The sequence below is a fragment of the Albidovulum sediminis genome, assembly GCF_025380365.1.
Taxonomy (GTDB): Bacteria; Pseudomonadota; Alphaproteobacteria; order Rhodobacterales; family Rhodobacteraceae; genus Albidovulum; species Albidovulum sediminis.
In genome coordinates, this window is the sequence record NZ_JAOCQF010000002.1 from 299,345 (window position 1) to 315,635 (window position 16,291).

Here is a 16,291-nt window from a genome sequence, read left to right on the forward strand (position 1 = left end):
AAGACGGGCCGGGGCGCAAGGGCCGATGGCGCATTCAGGCGGGGCGTTCTTCCGCCATGCGCCCGGCAGCGCGCCAGATCACGAAGAGGACCGCGAACCACAGGACCGAGACCGCGATGTTGATGATCGTCCAGTCCCATCCGAAGGCAAGGACCGAGCGGATGTAGAGGGTCGAGGATGTCAGCGCGCCGAAGACGATGAAGGCCAGAGCGGCGATGCGGGGCGGCGCCTGAAGCGCGAGTTGCGGCAGAAGCAGAAGGCTGATGACGTAGTAGTGCAGCCAGCCGACGGGGCTGAAAAGCGCGATCAGGATCGACAGCGCCAGCAGCCCCAGCGCCCGCCGCGCCCGTGGCGCAAGGGGGTGAAGCCGCATCGCGAACAGCGCGATCAGCAGCACAAGCGCCACCCGCGCACCCCAGGCCACAGCCGGCAGCGCCGGGAATTCCGCCGGGGTGAGGAAGGCGCCGGCCGGCGTCATCGGAAGGTTCGCGAGGCCCAGCGTGTCCAGCACCAGCATCAGCGAAACCTGCGCCGAGGCGTTCGACGGCACCACCGGCAGCGTGGTTTCTATCCGATCGGCGGCGGCCAGGAAATCGCCGTGCAGCGCCTGTCCCGCCAGCAGGTAGCTGAGCACCACGAGTGTCGCGACCGTCAGCGCGAAGGCCGCGGCGGCACGCCAGCGCCGCTCGAACAGGAACAGGAGCACGAAGACGCCGGGCAGGATCTTCAGCGCCGCCGCCACCCCCAGAAGAACGCCCGCCGCCCGGTCGCTGCCGGCCTGCAACCGCTCGAACGCCAACAGCGTCAGGAACATCACCGTGACCTGCGGCTGGTTGAAGTGCAGCGCGGTTTCGGAGAATACCGAGGTCTGGAGCAGGGCCAGCGACAATACGACCCAGAGCAGGGGCCGCACCCCTGCGGGTCGCGCAAGCCGCGCCGCCACCGCCACCGCCACCGCCATCAGCGCCACGTGCAGCACCATCACCGCCTTGGTGAAGGTCACCGGGCCCACATGCGGCGCCAGGAACGACAGCAGCTTCGCCCAGATCGGCGGGTAGATGTAGGGAAACGCATGCGGCCAGGGATTGCCCATGGCGTCGAGCGTTTCCGTCCAGGCGGGCGGGGTGCCGCCGAAGAAAAGCGGCGGTGCCGCATAGACGAGGTCGGGCCGCCCTTCGGCCAGGAAATGGCCGGCCAGATAGAGCGGGGCAAGGTCGGAGGAGGGGCTGTGCCAGTGGCCCGCAAGTGCCGCCGCGAACCACAGGGCAAGCAGCAGCACGCAGAGCGCCCGTTCACGGCGCTCTCCCGCGTCTTTGGGGCTGGTCTGCCGTTCCTTCATCTTTGCTCCCTTAACCCATCCTGTCGCGCCGGCAGATCGCCCAGAAGGCGCCGGTCAGCAGTCCCATGCTCAGCACCCCGAGGATCTGAATTGCGATACGGTGGGTGTCGATCCCGGAAGGCGGCCCGAGAACCCAGGTCTGCACGAAGGGAGAGGTGAGGGTCAGCGGGATCAAGAACAACGCCATCGCACGGAAAGGGCTGAACCGGTCGAAGATCGCCGGCAGGAAGGCCAGCGGGGCGAGGAAGTAGTAGGCCCAGGCAATCGGGCTGAGCAACGTCAGGATCATCAGCGCCAGGGGCCAGAGCATGACGACCTGCCCGCCCGTGCGTCGGAAGCCCCGCGCCAGCCATGCGATGGCGCCGGCAAGCGCGGCGGTGAAGGCCAGGTTCGACAGGAACGGCTCCGGCACGACAAACCAGCCCGGCTGCGCCCCCTCCGGCATGCCGGTCCGGACTGCCGCGACGAATTCGACGGCGCCGGGGAACATCGCCGCGGTCAGGACGGCTTCGACCGAATAGTTGAGGCGGGTCAGAAGCGAGGTCGAGGAGATCAGCCCGACCTGATGCAGGAAAGTCTCGTGCAGCGGCCAGCCTGCCACCGCCACCGACAGCGCGGCCAGCAGGGCGCCGGCGAGGGCGAAGGCCACGACGGCGCGCCGCTGGCCGGAGGCGAGCCAGAAGATCGCCAGGAAGGCGGGAAAAAGCTTGATCGCGGCGGCAAAGGCCAGGGCGGTTCCCGCCATGCGCGGCCACCCCCGCGCCCCGCAGAAGATCGCAAGCACGCTGAGGAACGCCACGACGACCTGCGGTTGCTTCTGGTAGAGCGCCATGGAGCCTACCATCGAGAACCAGAAGAACAGGATCCCCGTTCCCACGAACAGCCCTTGCGACATCCCCGGCGCGGACAGCCGGTGCGCCATGATGAGCATCGCCGCGATCATCAATGGGTTCAGGATGCTGGCGATCGCCGATACGGTTTCGAAATCGCCGATGCCATGCGCCTGCCACCCGACCCAGGCCCAGAGCGGAGGATAGACGAAGGGATAGATGACCCCCGCGGAAACCTCGTCCGCCGTCTCGCCCGCCCACGCATCCGGCGGGAGCATGGTGAAGAACGCCTCGTCCCTTCGGTAGACAATGTCCAGATCGCCGGTTCCGAAGTATTCGCCCGCGCGCCAGACGGCGTAGAGGTCGCCCGAAAACGCGTGCGAGAAGGCGAACGCGGAGAAGAGGGTGAAGATTGCCACGATCAGGGTGGCGAGTGCACCGGCCGGAGCGGAGCGGGCACCTTGACCGTCTTCATGGGATAGCCTGGCTGAACTGCGCATTCCGGGTGACAAAGGACCAAAGATGCCGGCAGGCTAGTCCGCTTCGCCCGCGTTGCCTAGCAAGGCCCGTGCCCGCCGCTGCCGGTGACGCCGATCCGCAACACGCGCGCCCCGGCCCTTGACTTCGCCCGCGCCGCAAGGTGTATCGGCGCGAACGACGATCTCGCCTCCTGGAAGGGGACGCTCATGCACGCCTATCGCAGCCACACCTGCGCCGAACTGAACACCGCGCATGCCGGTCAGGCCATCCGGCTTGCCGGCTGGGTGCACCGGGTGCGCGACCATGGCGGGGTTCTTTTCGTCGACCTGCGCGACCACCACGGGGTGACGCAGCTTCTGGCCGACAGCGACAGCCCGGCCTTTTCCGCGATCGAGCGGCTGAAGGCGGAAACCGTGATCCGCGTCGATGGCCGGGTCAAGGCGCGGGACGCAAGCCTCGTGAACCCCAAGATTCCGACCGGCGGGATCGAGGTCTATGTCACCGACATGGAGATCCTGGGCCCGGCCGAGGAATTGCCGATGCCGGTCTTCGGTGATCTCGACTATCCCGAGGAAACCCGGCTGACCTACCGCTTCCTCGACCTGCGGCGCGAAAGCCTGCACCGCAACATGATGCTCCGCTCGAACGTGGTTAGGTCGATCCGCAACCGCATGTGGGCGGCGGGCTTCAACGAATTCCAGACACCGATCATCACCGCGTCGTCGCCCGAAGGGGCGCGCGACTTCCTCGTGCCGTCGCGCCTTCATCCGGGCAAGTTCTACGCGCTGCCGCAGGCGCCGCAGCAGTTCAAGCAGCTGATCATGGTCGCGGGCTTCGACCGCTATTTCCAGATCGCCCCCTGCTTCCGCGACGAAGACCCGCGCGCCGACCGCAGCCCGACCGACTTCTACCAGCTGGACGTCGAGATGAGCTTTGTCACCCAGGAAGACGTCTTCGCCGCGGTGCAGCCCGTCATCCAGGGCGTGTTCGAGGAATTCGGCGGCGGGCGCCGTGTGGACCCGGACTGGCCGCTGATCTCCTACGCCGACAGCGCGCTCTGGTATGGCACCGACAAGCCCGACCTGCGCAACCCGATCCGGATGCAGGTCGTCAGCGACCATTTCCGCGCTTCGGGCTTCGCGATTTTCGCTAAATTGCTGGAGAACGAGGGCACCGAGATCCGCGCGATCCCCGCGCCCGGCGGCGGCAGCCGCAAGTTCTGCGACCGTATGAACGCCTTCGCGCAAGCGCAGGGCCTGCCGGGGATGGGTTACATCTTCTGGCGCAAGGCCGAAGACGGATCGGGCATGGAGGCGGCCGGACCGCTGGCCAAGAACATTGGCCCCGAGCGGACCGAGGCCATCCGGCAGCAGCTTGGCCTCGGCGAGGGGGACGCCGCCTTCTTCCTCGGCGGCAAGCCCGAGACCTTTGAGGCCATCGCCGGGCGCGCGCGCACCGAGATCGGGCGCGAACTGGGGCTGATCGACGAGAACTGCTTCAAGTTCGCCTGGATCGTCGATTTCCCGATGTACGAGAAGGACCCGGAAACCGGCCGGATCGACTTTTCCCACAACCCGTTCTCCATGCCGCAGGGCGGGATGGCCGCGCTTGAGGGCGATCCGCTCAAGGTCCTGGGGTTCCAGTACGACCTGGCCTGCAACGGTTACGAACTGGTCAGCGGTGCGATCCGCAACCACAAGCCCGAGATCATGTTCAAGGCCTTCGAGCTTGCGGGTTATGGCCGGGAAGAGGTGGAAAAGCGCTTCGGCGGCATGGTCAAGGCGTTCAAGTACGGCGCGCCCCCGCACGGCGGCTGCGCCGCGGGCATCGACCGGATCGTCATGCTTCTGGCCGACACCGCGAACATCCGCGAGGTCATCATGTTCCCGATGAACCAGCGGGCCGAGGATTTGCTGATGGGCGCGCCGAGCGAGCCGACGAACGAACAGCTGCGCGAACTGCGGCTCAGGGTTCTGCCGAAGGAATGAACGGGGGCGGCTCGCCGATCTGCCAGCGCCGGCCATAGCGGCGCACGGTGTCGGCGAGGAACGTCTCGACCACCCGGAGCCGGCGCGGCTTGCGTGACAGGCGCGGGGTCAGCAGCATGATCTCGGGGCCGGTGTAAAGCCAGTCGGCCAGCACCTGCACAAGGGCGCCACGCCGCAGATCCTCGTCGACCAGATAGGCGATCATCTGGACCAGCCCGCCGCCCGCCACGGCGGCGGCCACTGCCGCATCGCTCGACTCGAAGGCAAGTGCGCTCGGCACCGGCACGAACTGGTCCCGCCCGTCACGACGGAAGCGCCAGTCAAGCCGCCTGCCGGTCAGACCCGAAAGAATGCCGATGCAGTCGTGCCTGGCAAGGTCTGCCGGTGTCCCGGGCCGGCCCCGGCGATCCAGATAGGCGGGCGCGGCGCTGACGACCAGGGGCACGCTGCCCAGCGACCGCTTGAGAAGGTCGCGTTCCGGCAACTCGCCGATGAAGATCGCGGCATCAAGCCGCCTGCCCAGGAAATCGGGGATGCCGCTGTCGCTGACGACCTCGATCGTCAAGTCAGGGTTGCGCCGGTGAAATCCGACGAGCGCGGGGCCCGCCAGCATGCGGGCGAGGCCCGGGGGTACCTGCACCCTAAGCTGGCCGCGGACCTGACGCTCGGCCCCGCCGATGTCGTCCTCAAGCTCGGCCACGTCTGCAAGGATCAGGCGCGCCCGTGCGGCATATTGCCGGCCCTCCTCGGTCGGGCGCAGGCTGCGGGTCGTGCGCACCAGAAGCGACACCCCCAGATGCGCCTCAAGCTCCTTGACGATCTGGCTTGCCGCCCCGGCCGCCAGGCCCGCATCGAGGCTGGCGGCGGTGAAGCTGCCAAGGTCGAGGACGCGCAGGAAGGTGCGCATGGCGCGAAGATGGTCCAGCGGGGGGCTCCGATATTATCCGAAAATTCCGGAGAGATAATTTGATTATCTCTCATTCACGGATGAAGGCAAGACGGCTAATGCCCTCCCGATCCGGCTGCGAGGCCGAACAGACCCAGGAACATGAGGACCAGAAGATGAACGCCAACGCCGATATCCGCCCCCTCCGTCAGGTGGCGACCCACGACCTTTATCATGCCGTCCACAAGGGCATCAGGCTGGCCAACGCGCGGATGCTGATCGCGCTTGGCCAGGCGGATGCGCAGGACGACGCCAGCATCGCCCGGGTGCTGGAGCAGCTATCCGCACATCTTGACCTGAGCCTTGCGCATCTGACGCATGAAAACGAGAAGATCCACGCGGTTGTCGAGGCGCGCATTCCCGGTGGCGCCGATCATGCCGGCGAAGACCACGACCACCACCTTGCCGCGTTCTCCGAACTGCGGGCACTTGCGGACGCGGTTGCGATGGCAGGGACGGGGGCGGACAGGGGCGCGTCCCTGCGCCGTCTTTACCAGCGATTCGCGCTCTTCATGGCCGACGACCTGACCCACATGCACGAGGAGGAGACCCGCCTGATGCCGCTTATCGCGGCGCATTATTCCCAGGACGAGGTGCTGGCGATCGAACAGGGCATCGTGGCCTGCATCGAGCCCGAAACGATGGCGGCCTTTCTCAGGGTCATGCTGGCCGGCGCCTCGCGGTCCGAGCGGGTGGAAATGGTCACGGGCATGCAGGCGGCGATGCCGGAGGCTGCTTTCGCGGGGCTGTTCGCGGCGGTGGCCGGGCCGGACTGGCGCTTCGGCGACTGGGCCGGGCTGGAGCGCGCGCTGTGCTGAGGCTGGAAGGGCAGGATGCCTGCGCCGGTTGCGGGCGCCGTCAGTCCGGCACTTGCCCGCGCCTTCCCCCGCCGTAAAGGCCGTGACCGGCGCGGCCGCTCCCGGATCAGAGCGCAGAGGCGGCGGTTGCCAGGACCGAAAAGGCGAGCGTTGCGGCGCTGAGCGCGAAGAAGACCCAGCCGACGGCGGGTTTTTCGACGATCTCGATCACGCGGCGCTTCATCGCTGTCCTCCTCCCGCCCCCACAGGGTCGCTTGTGCCGAGGATGAACTTCCCCCAGAAATGCGGCAGGAATCTGATGGCATTGGAGCCGGAAAGGGGCGGGTGATGGAAACGGCACGCGACAGCGGGGAACGTGTCGAAGGCTGGCGTCCTCCGGTCTGGCCGGGGCCGATGACGCTTGACGGGCAATATGCCCGGCTGGAGCGGCTTGTGCCCGCGCATGCGGCGGAATTGGACGCGGCGGCGCGCGCCGACGATTCGGTCTGGGACTACATGCCCTACGGCCCCTTCGCCTCGGCCGCGGCCTATGCCGACTGGGTCGCCGCCATGGCGGCGAAGCCGGACCCCTGGTTCTACGCCATCCGCAATCTTGCGACCGGGCGCGCGGAGGGCGTGGCAAGCTGGCTTCGGATCACGCCCGAGGCCGGGTCGATCGAGGTGGGCCACATCCTCTTTGCGCCGGCGCTGCAGCGCACGCGGGCGGCGACCGAGGCGATGTTCCTGATGATGGCCTGGGTCTTCGACGCGGGCTACCGGCGCTATGAATGGAAGTGCAACGCGCAAAACCGCGCCTCGCGACGGGCGGCGGAGCGGTTCGGGTTCAGCTACGAAGGCGTGTTCCGTCAGGCGGCTGTGATCAAGGGCAGAAACCGCGACACCGCCTGGTTCGCGGCGATCGACAAGGACTGGCCGGCGCTGGAGGCGGCCTATCGGGCCTGGCTTGCGCCCGGAAACTTCGACGGGCAGGGCCGGCAGAAACAGGCGCTTGCCGCGCTCACCGCTCCGCTGCTGGTCGCGCGCGATCCGGGCTGATCGCCGGCACGGTCTCAGGCCCCCTTGCGCAGGCGCGCCGAGACGAGATGGCGCACGGCGGCCACGCGGCGCGTGGCCTCGGCCGCCGGCAGGCCGCGCAGCCCGGCCGCGGCCTCTTCCAGATCGCGGTCGAGCGTGCTGCGCCCGATCCCTGCGAGGAACTGCGCGATGTAGTCGAGCCGTGCTGCCGCCACCGCGCCGGAAAGTGCGGAGTCGGCCTGGGCCAGATCCTCGCGCAAGGCGACGGGGTCCGGGGTGATGACGGCGTCCACAGGCACCGGGGACGGGGGGTGGGCGTGGCGCGGCAGGGCAGCGATCACCGTGCGTTGGAATGCGGCGAGGCTGGCCAGCGGCTTGGACAGGAATCCCTGCGCCCCGGCTGCCCGCGCCGCCGGCTCAAGCGACGGATCGCCGCTGGTGGCCAGAAGAACCGGCAGGCGCGGCTGATGGGTGTTGAGCCGGTGGAGCAGGTCGAGACCGGACCCGTCGGGCAGGCCAAGATCCACGATCGTGACCGAGGGTCGGTAGGTGGACAGGTGCCGCCTTGCCGAGGCCAGGCAGTCGGCACGACGGATGCGCGCGCCCGAGCGCAGGCACATCAGCCGTAGGGCTTCCGAGGCATAGCGGCTGTCTTCGATGACCAGAACGGTCAACCCCTTGAGGGGCTCCTCGGCCGTCGGCCGGGTCAGGGGGCGGAAGGATTCGAAAGCGTCGGTCATGGCCTGCCTCCTCGACATGAGATCGATGTGTTCGGGCAGTCTGGGCGGCATTTGGCTAATGCGGCGTTAACGCGGCCCGGTCCTGCGGCGTGCTGCCGCTTGCGCGCCCCGGCCCCTCGCCCCATAAGACGTCGAAGCGCTATGAGGAGCCTGCCCATGATCGGACGCCTGAACCATGTCGCCATCGCCGTTCCCGACCTCGCGGCCGCGGCCGCGCAGTACCGCGACACGCTCGGCGCGATCGTGCGCGACCCGCAGGACGAGCCCGATCACGGGGTGACGGTTGTCTTCATCGAGCTTCCGAACACCAAGATCGAGCTTCTGTATCCGTTGGGCGATGCCTCGCCCATCAAGGGGTTTCTCGAAAAGAACCCGGCCGGCGGCATCCACCATATCTGCTACGAGGTCGACGACATCATCGCCGCCCGCGACCGGCTGAAGGCGGCAGGCGCACGCGTTCTTGGTTCCGGCGAGCCGAAGATCGGCGCGCATGGCAAGCCGGTGCTGTTCCTGCATCCGAAGGACTTCAACGGCTGCCTCGTGGAACTGGAGCAGGTCTGATGAACCTTACCGGCGGTATCGTCCTTTTCGCGGTTATCTGGTTCCTGGTCTTCTACATCGTCCTGCAGATCCGCCCCGGCAGCCAGGCCGAGGCGGGCGAGGTGACGCCGGGCACGCCCGCCAGCGCGCCGACGGACGCGAAGATACTGCGCAAGGCGAAGATCACGACGCTGGTCACCATCGTCCTGTGGTCGGTCATCGCGGGTATCATCCTGTCGGGATGGATCACGATCCACGATCTGGACTGGTTCGGCAGGCTCAATCCCCCGGCGCCTGCGTCAAACTGAGCCGGGCGCGATCAGGCCCGCGTCCGGTTCAGCCGGTGAAAGATGTGGGTGAAGGTCGCGGCACCGAGGACCGGGATGAACAGGTTGACGACCGGCACGGTCAGCGGTGCGGCCATCAGCATGCCCGCGGCCAGCACGGTCAGTCGGTTGTCCCGGCGCAACTGCCGCGCCGCCTGCCGGCCCAGCCTGCGCATCGCGGCCAGCTGGAAATACTCCCGCCCGATCAGATAGCCGTTCAGCGCCCAGAAGACGAAGGGGGCAAGCGGGCCGACGACGACCCAGAGCACCAGGGCCAGGGTGTTGACGGCGATCAGGACGCCGGTGAAGTTCACCGCGTCGATGGCCGCGTCCCCCAGCGGCACGCGCGGGGCGGCGGGCAGGTGGGGGTAGTGCCGCGCCTCGACCGCGTCGGCCACGGTATCGAGGAAGAGCCCCGAAAACGCCGCCGCGACCGGAACCATCAGGAAGATCGACAGGACCAGCATCGCCGCGAGCGAGCCCCAGCCAAGCAGCGTATGAAGCCCCTCCACCTCGCCCACCCAGGGCAGGGTCAGCGTGTCGGGCGTGAAGATGTCGATGACGAAGATCAGCCCGGCATAGGCCGCGACGAGAAGCGCGAGCGACAGGGCGAGGCCGAGCAGGACGACCCGCAGGAAGCGCGCATCGCTCAACTGGCCGAGTGCGGCGAAGAAGGCGGAGAAGATCACGCCGCGACCCATTGGATCAGGGCGTCGGGGTCGGGTCTCGGCCGGTCGGGGGGCGCCGATGTCTCGGTCCCGATGTGGATCACGCCCGCGACCCACTCGCCCTCCGCCAGCCCCAGCGCGCGGGTGCGGAAGTCGGGGTCGTGGACATGCCAGCCGCTCAGCCAGGCCGCGCCCCAGCCGGAGGCGAGTGCTGCGTTCAGAAGCGACAGGCAGACCGCGCCCGCCGACAGGACCTGCTCGATCTCGGGCACCTTGCCGGTGTCGCGCGGCACCTTGACCACGACGACGGCAAGATGGGCGTCGGCGAACTGCGCGGCCCCCTTCTCGATCCGCTCGGGCTCGATCCCCATCTCGGCCCCGCGGACGCGGGCGGCCTCGGCAAGCCGGAGAAGGGCCGCGCGTTCCAGCACGATGAAGCGCCAGGGTTCGAGCTTGCCGTGGTCGGGCACGCGCATCGCCGCGGTCAGCATCGGCATGAGGTCGCCGCGCGAAGGCACCGGGGTGGTCAGCGTCCTCGGCGGCCGCGAGCGGCGGGTGAGGAAGAACTCCATCGCGGCGGGATTGGGGACAGGCATCGCGGTCTCCTTGCTCGGTCGCCCTGATGTCGGCCGGTCCGGCGGCGGGGTCAAGCCCCGGAAGACAGGTTTGCGACCTGTCCACCGACTTTGGCGATGCCGCGTGCGACGGGGTGCCTTCGCGAGGGTACGAGTGCCTCAGGCGTGGAACCAGGCGACGAGGCGGCCGATGTGGTCGGAGACATGGGCCTGCCACTCCGCTCCGGGCTGGCGCGCGCGCAGGGTCTCGGCCAGCGGATCGGGCGCGCGGACGGCGCTGCCGGACAGTTCTTCCAGGACGGCATGGCCGCAGAAAGGGACGTGCAGTTCCGAATACCCCCCTTCGTGGACGAGGACGAGCCGCCCGCCGCACAGATCGTCCGCCGCCGCCATCACCTGGCGTGTCATCAGGCGGAAGGTCTCGGCGGTGGCAAGCATCCGGCCAAGCGGGTCCATCGCGGAGGCATCGTAGCCCGAGGCCACGACAATCACCTCGGGCCGGAACCGCGCGAGGGCGGGCAGCACGATCCGCTCCATCGCTTCCAGATAGCTGGCGTGGCCGGTGCCGGGCGGCAGCGGGACATTGATGTTGAAGCCGTGCCCCTTGCCCTTGCCGCGCACCTCCGCCCCGCCGGTGTCGAGCGGATAGTTGCGGTCCTGATGCAGCGAGATCGTCAGGACCGAGGGGTCGGAAAGGAAGATGGCCTCGGTCCCGTTGCCGTGGTGGACGTCCCAGTCGACGACGGCCACACGCTGCGCAAGCCCGGCCGCCTGGGCGGCGCGGACGGCGACGGCGATGTTGTTCAGCAGGCAGAAGCCGTTCGGCCAGTCGGGCAGGCAATGGTGGCCGGGCGGGCGCGACAGCGCATAGGCATTGGCCGCGCGCCCTTCAAGCACGGCAAAGAGCGCCGCGCGGGCAAGCCCCGCCGAAAGCGCCGCGATCTCGTACCCGCCCGGCCCGAAGGGCGTGCGCAGGCCCAGTTCGCCCCCGCCCGCGTCGGATGCGGCCTTGAAGGCGTCGAGATAGGAGGCCGGATGAACGCGCAGCAGATCCTCGCGCGTGGCTTCGGGCGCCGAGGTGACGCGAAGGTCGCGGACGAGGCCCGACACCTCCACCAGGTTGCGCAGCCGCCGCTTGGTCGCGGGCGTCTCGGGCAGGCTGCCGCCGGGTTCGACCAGGCCGCCGACCGGGACAGTCAGCACGTAGTTGCCGCCACCATGCCAGAAGCAGCGTTCATCGGTGAAGAAGGCCGTGGTCATCGCTTGCCCCGCTGTGTTGCGCGCAGTCTGGACGGGGTGCGCATCGCAGGCAAGGGGCAGCAGGGCCCCGGCGGGGGCGATTGGCTTTGCGGGGCATCCGTGGCAGGAAGACGCATGGACGACCTCAGCCGCCTCGCCCTTCCAGGGACGGATATCCCGGTGCGCGTGACGCCTCGTGCCTCGCGCAACGCCGTCGTGTCCGAAGGCGGCGCGATCCGCGTCTACGTGACCGTTGTCCCCGAAGACGGCAAGGCGAACGAGGCGGTGCGCAAGCTTCTTGCCGCGGCGCTCGGGGTGGCGAAATCGCGCCTGGTTCTGGTGCGCGGCCAGACCGCGCGCGACAAGGTCTTTCGTGTTGTCGAATAGGGCCGACCTGTCCTTTGGTCGCATGCGCGCACGCCACGGCAAGGCTTGACCGCGCGATCCGATCTGCCAGCATGGCGCCACCGCGAGGGGGAGCCATCACGCCGTGACACAAGTGCCAGAGTCCATTGACGCCGTCGAACGCCTGCTGGCGGGCCAGAACTATGTCTGCGGAAGGGCGCTGGCGACGGTGGTCTTCCTGTCGCTGAAGCTTGACCGGCCGCTCTTCCTGGAAGGCGAGGCGGGCGTGGGCAAGACCGAGATCGCCAAGGCGATCGCCGCCGGTCTTGGGCGCCGGTTGATCCGGCTTCAGTGCTACGAGGGGCTCGATGCGGCTTCGGCGGTCTGCGACTGGAACTTTGCCGCGCAGATGATCGCGATCCGCACCGCCGAGGCCGGGGGCGGGGCCGACCGCGACGCGCTGCGCGCCGAACTTTTCACCGAGGACTACCTGATCGAGCGTCCGCTTCTGGCGGCGATGCGCCCCCAGCCCGGCGGCGCGCCGGTCCTGCTGATCGACGAGCTTGACCGCACGGATGAGCCGTTCGAGGCCTTCCTGCTGGAGGCGCTGTCGGATTTCCAGGTCACGATCCCGGAGCTTGGAACGATCCGGGCGCCGGAGCCGCCGATCGTGATCCTGACCTCCAACCGCACGCGCGAGGTGCATGACGCGCTCAAGCGGCGCTGCCTGTACCACTGGGTCGACTATCCCGACTTCGCCCGCGAGATGGAGATTGTCCTTGCCCGCGCCCCCGAGGCGACCGAAAGGTTGAGCCGCGAGGTCGTGGCTTTCGTCCAGCGGCTCCGGACCGAGGACCTGTTCAAGAAGCCGGGCGTCGCCGAGACGATCGACTGGGCCAAGTGCCTGCTGGCGCTCGACGTCATCGCGCTTTCGCCCGAGGTCATCGCCGATACGCTCGGCGCGATCCTGAAGTATCAGGACGACATCCAGAAGATCACCGGGTCGCCCGCGAAGCAGATCCTTGACGAAGTCCGCGCCGGTCTGGCGGCGGAGTAGGGGCGGGCCATGTCGGAGGGCCGGCTGCTCGACATTCCCGACAACGGGCGGCTTGCCGACAACATCACCTATTTTGCACGCGCCCTGCGCAAGGCGGGGTTGAAGGTCGGGCCGGGTCGCGTGGTCGATGCCATCCGCGCGGTGGAGGCGGCCGGCTTCACCGAAAAGCGCGATTTCTACTGGGTGCTGCACGCGGCCTTCGTTTCGCGCCCGGAAGAACGGGCGGTCTTCGCGCAGGTGTTCCGGCTTTACTGGCGCGATCCGCGCTATCTGGAACAGATGATGAGCCTTCTGCTGCCTGCCGTGCGCGGTGTGCAGGAGGAACGCGCCGCCGCTGCCGCCGAAAGGCGCGCGGCCGAGGCGCTTCTGGACGGCGCTGACCGACCGCCGCCGGAGCAGGAGGCCGCGGGCGAGGAGGAGGTTCGCATCGACGTCGACGCGACCGGCACCCATTCGACCGAGGAGCGGCTGCGCACGCTCGATTTCGAGCAGATGTCGATGGCCGAGATCGCCGAGGCGAAGCGGATGATCGCGCGGCTGTCGCTGCCGGTGCGCCCCATCGTGTCGCGCCGCAGTGTGGCCGATCCGCGCGGACACCTTGCCGACTGGCGTGCGACGATGCGCGCGGCGCTCCGGCGCGGGGGCGAGGTTGCGGTCCTGGCGCAGCGCCGCCGCCGCACGCGCTGGCCGAATCTGGTCGTGCTCTGCGACATCTCCGGTTCGATGTCGCAGTACAGCCGGATGGTCCTGCATTTCCTTCACGCCGTCGCCAACCACAAGGGCGCGGGCTGGGCCAAGGTCCATGCCTTCACCTTCGGCACGCGGCTGACGAACATCACCCGGCACCTCGCGCAACGCGACGTCGACGCGGCGCTGGCCGCCGCCGGGGCCGAGGCGCAGGACTGGCAGGGCGGCACCCGGATCGGCGCCTGCCTGCACGCCTTCAACCGCGACTGGTCGCGGCGCGTGATGGGGCAGGGGGCGGTCGTGCTGCTGGTTTCGGACGGGCTTGACCGTGACCCCGCGGCCGACCTTTCGCGCGAGATGGAGCGGCTGCACCTGTCGGCGCGGCGGCTGGTCTGGGTTAATCCGCTCCTGCGCTGGGACGGGTTCGTGCCGAAGGCGCGCGGCATCCGCGCAATGTTGCCCCATGTCGACGCCTTCCGCGCGGGCCATTCCATCGCCACGCTCGAGGCGCTGGGGCGGGCGATCTCCGACACCGGCGACCGGGGCGAGAAGGACCGGCTGATGCGGCTGGTCGGGCCCGACGGATAGCCGCCGGCGCGGCCGGCCCCCGACCTTTTGCCACTGGCGGGCAGAGGGGGCAGCGGACATATTGGACATCGGAGGTGCGCCATGACCGATCTTTCCCACGACGACATCCCCGAGATCGCGCTGGCCTGGCATCGCGCGGGCCGCGGCGCGGCGCTGGCCACGGTGATGGAGACCTGGGGCTCCGCCCCGCGCCCGACGGGCAGCCAGCTTGCGGTGTCTGGCGGGGGGGAGATGATGGGGTCGGTCTCGGGCGGCTGCGTCGAGGGCGCCGTGGTCGAGGAGGCGCTGGCGGCGCTGGCCGACGGGCGCCCGCGTGTCCTGACCTTCGGTGTCAGCGATGACGAGGCTTTCGCCGTGGGTCTGGCCTGTGGCGGCAGGATCAGCGTTCTGGTCGAACCGGTGGGCGCCGCGATGCCCGAAGCGATGCTGGCCGAACTTGTGGCCGCCCGCGCCCGGCGGGAACCCGTGGCCTATGTCGTCGATCTGGACAGTTGGGACAGACGCCTTGTGGCACCCGAGCCGTCGCTGTCGGATCGGTTCCGCTCCGACAAGTCGGGGGTGGAGGACGGGAGCTTCATCGCCATCCACAACCCGCCCCTGCGCCTGGCCGTCGTCGGCGCAGTCCACATCGCGCAGGCGCTGGTGCCGATGGCGCGGGCCTGCGGCTACGACTGCCTGGTCATCGACCCGCGCGAGGCCTTCGGGTCGCCCGCGCGCTTTCCCGGCGAGCGGTTGAGCCACGACTGGCCTGACGAGGCGCTGGCGGCCTTCGGCCTCGACGCCCGCACCGCCGTCGTGACCCTGACCCACGACGCCAAGCTCGACGATCCCGCGATCCGCGCGGCGCTCGGCTCCGGCGCGTTCTACCTGGGCTGCCTCGGTTCCACCCGGACCCATGCCAAGCGCGTCGCGCGGCTTGAGGAGGCGGGTTTCGGGGCCGAGGCGATGGCGCGCATCCATGCGCCGGTGGGCCTCGACATCGGGGCGAAATCGCCCGCCGAGATTGCGGTGTCGATCATGGGCGAGATCACGAAAGTGCTGAGGCAGGGCTGATGCGGTTCGGTCCGGTCCCCGTCGCGGCATCGGAAGGGGCGGTGCTGGCCCATTCGCTGAAGATCGGCGGCCGCAAGCTGCCCAAGGGTACGGTCCTGGCGCCCGCGCATGTGGCGGCGATCGCGGCGGCGGGGATATCGACCGTGACCGTGGCGCGGCTCGAACCCGGCGATGTCGGCGAGGATGCTGCCGCCTCGGCCCTGGCCGCCGCGCTGGTTCCCGATCCGGCCGCGGCGGGTCTTGCCCTGACAAAGCCGCATGCGGGGCGCGTCAACCTGCATGCGACCCGCCCCGGACTTGTGGAGATGGACGCGGCCGCGATCCATGCGCTGAACCGGATCGACCCGTCGATCACCCTGGCCACGCTGGCCCCGATGACGCGGGTGACGCCCGACATGCTGGTCGGCACGGTCAAGATCATCAGCTACGCGGTGTCGGGCGCCGCGCTCGACGCGGCCTGCGCAGCCGCCGGGGCGAGCGTCCGGGTCCGCCCGGTCGTGCTGAAGTCTGCCGGGTTGATCCTGACCGAAGTGGCGGGTGAAGGCGACAAGCTTGCACGGAAGGCCGAGGCCGCCGTGGCCGCGCGGCTTGGCGCGCTGGGCATCGCGCTGGACGAGGTACGCACCGTGCCGCATGAGGAGACCGCGATCGCGCAGGCGATTCTGGGGCTGCGCGCGCCGCTGGTCCTGGTCCTCACCGGGGCGGCGACATCGGACCTGCACGACACCGCGCCCGAGGCCCTGCGGCGGGCGGGCGGAACGGTGAGGCGCTTCGGGATGCCGGTCGATCCCGGCAATCTGCTTTTCGTCGGCCGCATCGGCGAGCGCCCGGTGATCGGGCTGCCGGGGTGCGCGCGATCGCCCGCGCTGAACGGGGCGGACTGGGTGCTGGAGCGCACGGCCTGCGGGCTGGAACCGGGCGCGGACGATATCGCCGCGATGGGGGTGGGCGGGCTCCTGAAGGAGATACCGATCCGGCCCCAGCCGCGGGAGCGGTCGCAGAGCCGGTAGCGCCAGCCCCGGGCGTCGGATCCGGCGGCGTGCGCGGGCAGGCCCGCG

General features: G+C 69.3%; 17 protein-coding genes. 10 read left to right on the forward strand and 7 right to left on the reverse strand.

The window, feature by feature from the left end; translation table 11 throughout:
• Positions 1 to 34: 34 nt before the first annotated feature.
• Complete coding sequence (locus N5I32_RS13130; RefSeq protein ID WP_261496330.1) at positions 35 to 1,339, reverse strand: glycosyltransferase family 87 protein; 1,305 nt, start codon at positions 1,337 to 1,339, stop codon at positions 35 to 37.
• 10 nt (positions 1,340 to 1,349) lie between these two features.
• Positions 1,350 to 2,588 (reverse strand): glycosyltransferase 87 family protein, encoded by a 1,239-nt coding sequence (locus N5I32_RS13135; protein WP_261496331.1) that lies wholly within the window; start codon positions 2,586 to 2,588, stop codon positions 1,350 to 1,352.
• A gap of 267 nt (positions 2,589 to 2,855) precedes the next feature.
• Between N5I32_RS13135 and aspS the strand changes: the two genes are divergently transcribed.
• Entirely contained in the window at positions 2,856 to 4,637 is a 1,782-nt protein-coding gene (gene aspS, locus N5I32_RS13140; RefSeq protein WP_261496332.1) for an aspartate--tRNA ligase, read from the forward strand.
• On the opposite strand, the gene N5I32_RS13145 is transcribed toward aspS, so the two are convergent.
• Positions 4,615 to 5,544 (reverse strand): LysR family transcriptional regulator, encoded by a 930-nt coding sequence (locus N5I32_RS13145; protein WP_261496333.1) that lies wholly within the window; start codon positions 5,542 to 5,544, stop codon positions 4,615 to 4,617. The genes aspS and N5I32_RS13145 overlap by 23 nt on opposite strands.
• 98 nt (positions 5,545 to 5,642) lie before the next feature.
• Between N5I32_RS13145 and N5I32_RS13150 the strand changes: the two genes are divergently transcribed.
• Complete coding sequence (locus N5I32_RS13150; RefSeq protein WP_261496334.1) at positions 5,643 to 6,401, forward strand: hemerythrin domain-containing protein; 759 nt, start codon at positions 5,643 to 5,645, stop codon at positions 6,399 to 6,401.
• Positions 6,402 to 6,728: 327 nt separating this feature from the next.
• On the forward strand, positions 6,729 to 7,436 hold the full coding sequence (locus N5I32_RS13155; RefSeq protein WP_439648197.1) for a GNAT family N-acetyltransferase: 708 nt from the start codon (positions 6,729 to 6,731) through the stop codon (positions 7,434 to 7,436).
• Between the two features lie 14 nt (positions 7,437 to 7,450).
• On the opposite strand, the gene N5I32_RS13160 is transcribed toward N5I32_RS13155, so the two are convergent.
• Positions 7,451 to 8,155 carry a response regulator gene (locus tag N5I32_RS13160; RefSeq protein WP_261496335.1) on the reverse strand — a complete coding sequence of 235 codons (705 nt, stop codon included), beginning with the start codon at positions 8,153 to 8,155 and terminating at the stop codon, positions 7,451 to 7,453.
• A 156-nt stretch (positions 8,156 to 8,311) separates the two neighbouring features.
• Here N5I32_RS13160 and mce point away from each other — a divergent pair, with 156 nt between their 5' ends.
• Together mce and N5I32_RS13170 are read left to right on the forward strand one after the other, a co-directional pair.
• Complete coding sequence (gene mce, locus N5I32_RS13165) at positions 8,312 to 8,716, forward strand: methylmalonyl-CoA epimerase (protein ID WP_261496336.1); 405 nt, start codon at positions 8,312 to 8,314, stop codon at positions 8,714 to 8,716.
• Positions 8,716 to 9,003, forward strand: coding sequence for a DUF1467 family protein (locus N5I32_RS13170; protein WP_261496337.1), 288 nt, complete (start codon positions 8,716 to 8,718; stop codon positions 9,001 to 9,003). Before mce ends, N5I32_RS13170 begins: the two co-directional genes overlap by 1 nt.
• Positions 9,004 to 9,014: 11 nt before the next feature.
• On the opposite strand, the gene N5I32_RS13175 is transcribed toward N5I32_RS13170, so the two are convergent.
• The 3 genes from N5I32_RS13175 to N5I32_RS13185 form a co-directional block, all read right to left on the reverse strand.
• On the reverse strand, positions 9,015 to 9,707 hold the full coding sequence (locus N5I32_RS13175) for an EI24 domain-containing protein (RefSeq protein WP_439648202.1): 693 nt from the start codon (positions 9,705 to 9,707) through the stop codon (positions 9,015 to 9,017).
• Positions 9,707 to 10,285: a nitroreductase family protein gene (locus N5I32_RS13180; protein ID WP_261496339.1), complete on the reverse strand. Its 579-nt coding sequence runs from the start codon at positions 10,283 to 10,285 to the stop codon at positions 9,707 to 9,709. Before N5I32_RS13180 ends, N5I32_RS13175 begins: the two co-directional genes overlap by 1 nt.
• 138 nt (positions 10,286 to 10,423) lie before the next feature.
• A complete protein-coding gene (locus N5I32_RS13185; RefSeq protein ID WP_261496340.1) occupies positions 10,424 to 11,524 on the reverse strand; it encodes a class II histone deacetylase in 1,101 nt (366 codons plus the stop codon).
• Between the two features lie 114 nt (positions 11,525 to 11,638).
• On the opposite strand from N5I32_RS13185, the gene N5I32_RS13190 reads away from it, so the two are divergent.
• From N5I32_RS13190 to N5I32_RS13210, 5 genes are all read left to right on the forward strand, one after another.
• Entirely contained in the window at positions 11,639 to 11,890 is a 252-nt protein-coding gene (locus tag N5I32_RS13190) for a DUF167 domain-containing protein (protein WP_261496341.1), read from the forward strand.
• A 103-nt stretch (positions 11,891 to 11,993) separates the two neighbouring features.
• Positions 11,994 to 12,905, forward strand: coding sequence for an AAA family ATPase (locus N5I32_RS13195; RefSeq protein WP_261496342.1), 912 nt, complete (start codon positions 11,994 to 11,996; stop codon positions 12,903 to 12,905).
• A 9-nt stretch (positions 12,906 to 12,914) separates the two neighbouring features.
• Positions 12,915 to 14,180: a vWA domain-containing protein gene (locus tag N5I32_RS13200; protein WP_261496343.1), complete on the forward strand. Its 1,266-nt coding sequence runs from the start codon at positions 12,915 to 12,917 to the stop codon at positions 14,178 to 14,180.
• Between the two features lie 81 nt (positions 14,181 to 14,261).
• A complete protein-coding gene (locus N5I32_RS13205; RefSeq protein ID WP_261496344.1) occupies positions 14,262 to 15,233 on the forward strand; it encodes an XdhC family protein in 972 nt (323 codons plus the stop codon).
• Positions 15,233 to 16,243: a molybdopterin-binding protein gene (locus N5I32_RS13210; protein ID WP_261496345.1), complete on the forward strand. Its 1,011-nt coding sequence runs from the start codon at positions 15,233 to 15,235 to the stop codon at positions 16,241 to 16,243. The genes N5I32_RS13205 and N5I32_RS13210 overlap by 1 nt, the downstream gene beginning before the upstream one ends.
• The last annotated feature ends 48 nt before the right edge of the window (positions 16,244 to 16,291 follow it).

Excerpts from the sequence above, each read along its gene's own strand:
- N5I32_RS13160 (WP_261496335.1), bottom strand. The coding sequence starts at position 8,155 with ATGACCGACGCTTTCGAATCCTTCCGCCCCCTGACCCGGCCGACGGCC.
- N5I32_RS13180 (WP_261496339.1), bottom strand. The coding sequence starts at position 10,285 with ATGCCTGTCCCCAATCCCGCCGCGATGGAGTTCTTCCTCACCCGCCGC.
- N5I32_RS13170 (WP_261496337.1), top strand. The coding sequence starts at position 8,716 with ATGAACCTTACCGGCGGTATCGTCCTTTTCGCGGTTATCTGGTTCCTG.
- N5I32_RS13185 (WP_261496340.1), bottom strand. The coding sequence starts at position 11,524 with ATGACCACGGCCTTCTTCACCGATGAACGCTGCTTCTGGCATGGTGGC.
- N5I32_RS13130 (WP_261496330.1), bottom strand. The coding sequence starts at position 1,339 with ATGAAGGAACGGCAGACCAGCCCCAAAGACGCGGGAGAGCGCCGTGAA.
- N5I32_RS13155 (WP_439648197.1), top strand. The coding sequence starts at position 6,729 with ATGGAAACGGCACGCGACAGCGGGGAACGTGTCGAAGGCTGGCGTCCT.
- mce (WP_261496336.1), top strand. The coding sequence starts at position 8,312 with ATGATCGGACGCCTGAACCATGTCGCCATCGCCGTTCCCGACCTCGCG.
- N5I32_RS13205 (WP_261496344.1), top strand. The coding sequence starts at position 14,262 with ATGACCGATCTTTCCCACGACGACATCCCCGAGATCGCGCTGGCCTGG.
- aspS (WP_261496332.1), top strand. The coding sequence starts at position 2,856 with ATGCACGCCTATCGCAGCCACACCTGCGCCGAACTGAACACCGCGCAT.
- N5I32_RS13190 (WP_261496341.1), top strand. The coding sequence starts at position 11,639 with ATGGACGACCTCAGCCGCCTCGCCCTTCCAGGGACGGATATCCCGGTG.
- N5I32_RS13150 (WP_261496334.1), top strand. The coding sequence starts at position 5,643 with ATGCCCTCCCGATCCGGCTGCGAGGCCGAACAGACCCAGGAACATGAG.
- N5I32_RS13210 (WP_261496345.1), top strand. The coding sequence starts at position 15,233 with ATGCGGTTCGGTCCGGTCCCCGTCGCGGCATCGGAAGGGGCGGTGCTG.
- N5I32_RS13145 (WP_261496333.1), bottom strand. The coding sequence starts at position 5,544 with ATGCGCACCTTCCTGCGCGTCCTCGACCTTGGCAGCTTCACCGCCGCC.
- N5I32_RS13200 (WP_261496343.1), top strand. The coding sequence starts at position 12,915 with ATGTCGGAGGGCCGGCTGCTCGACATTCCCGACAACGGGCGGCTTGCC.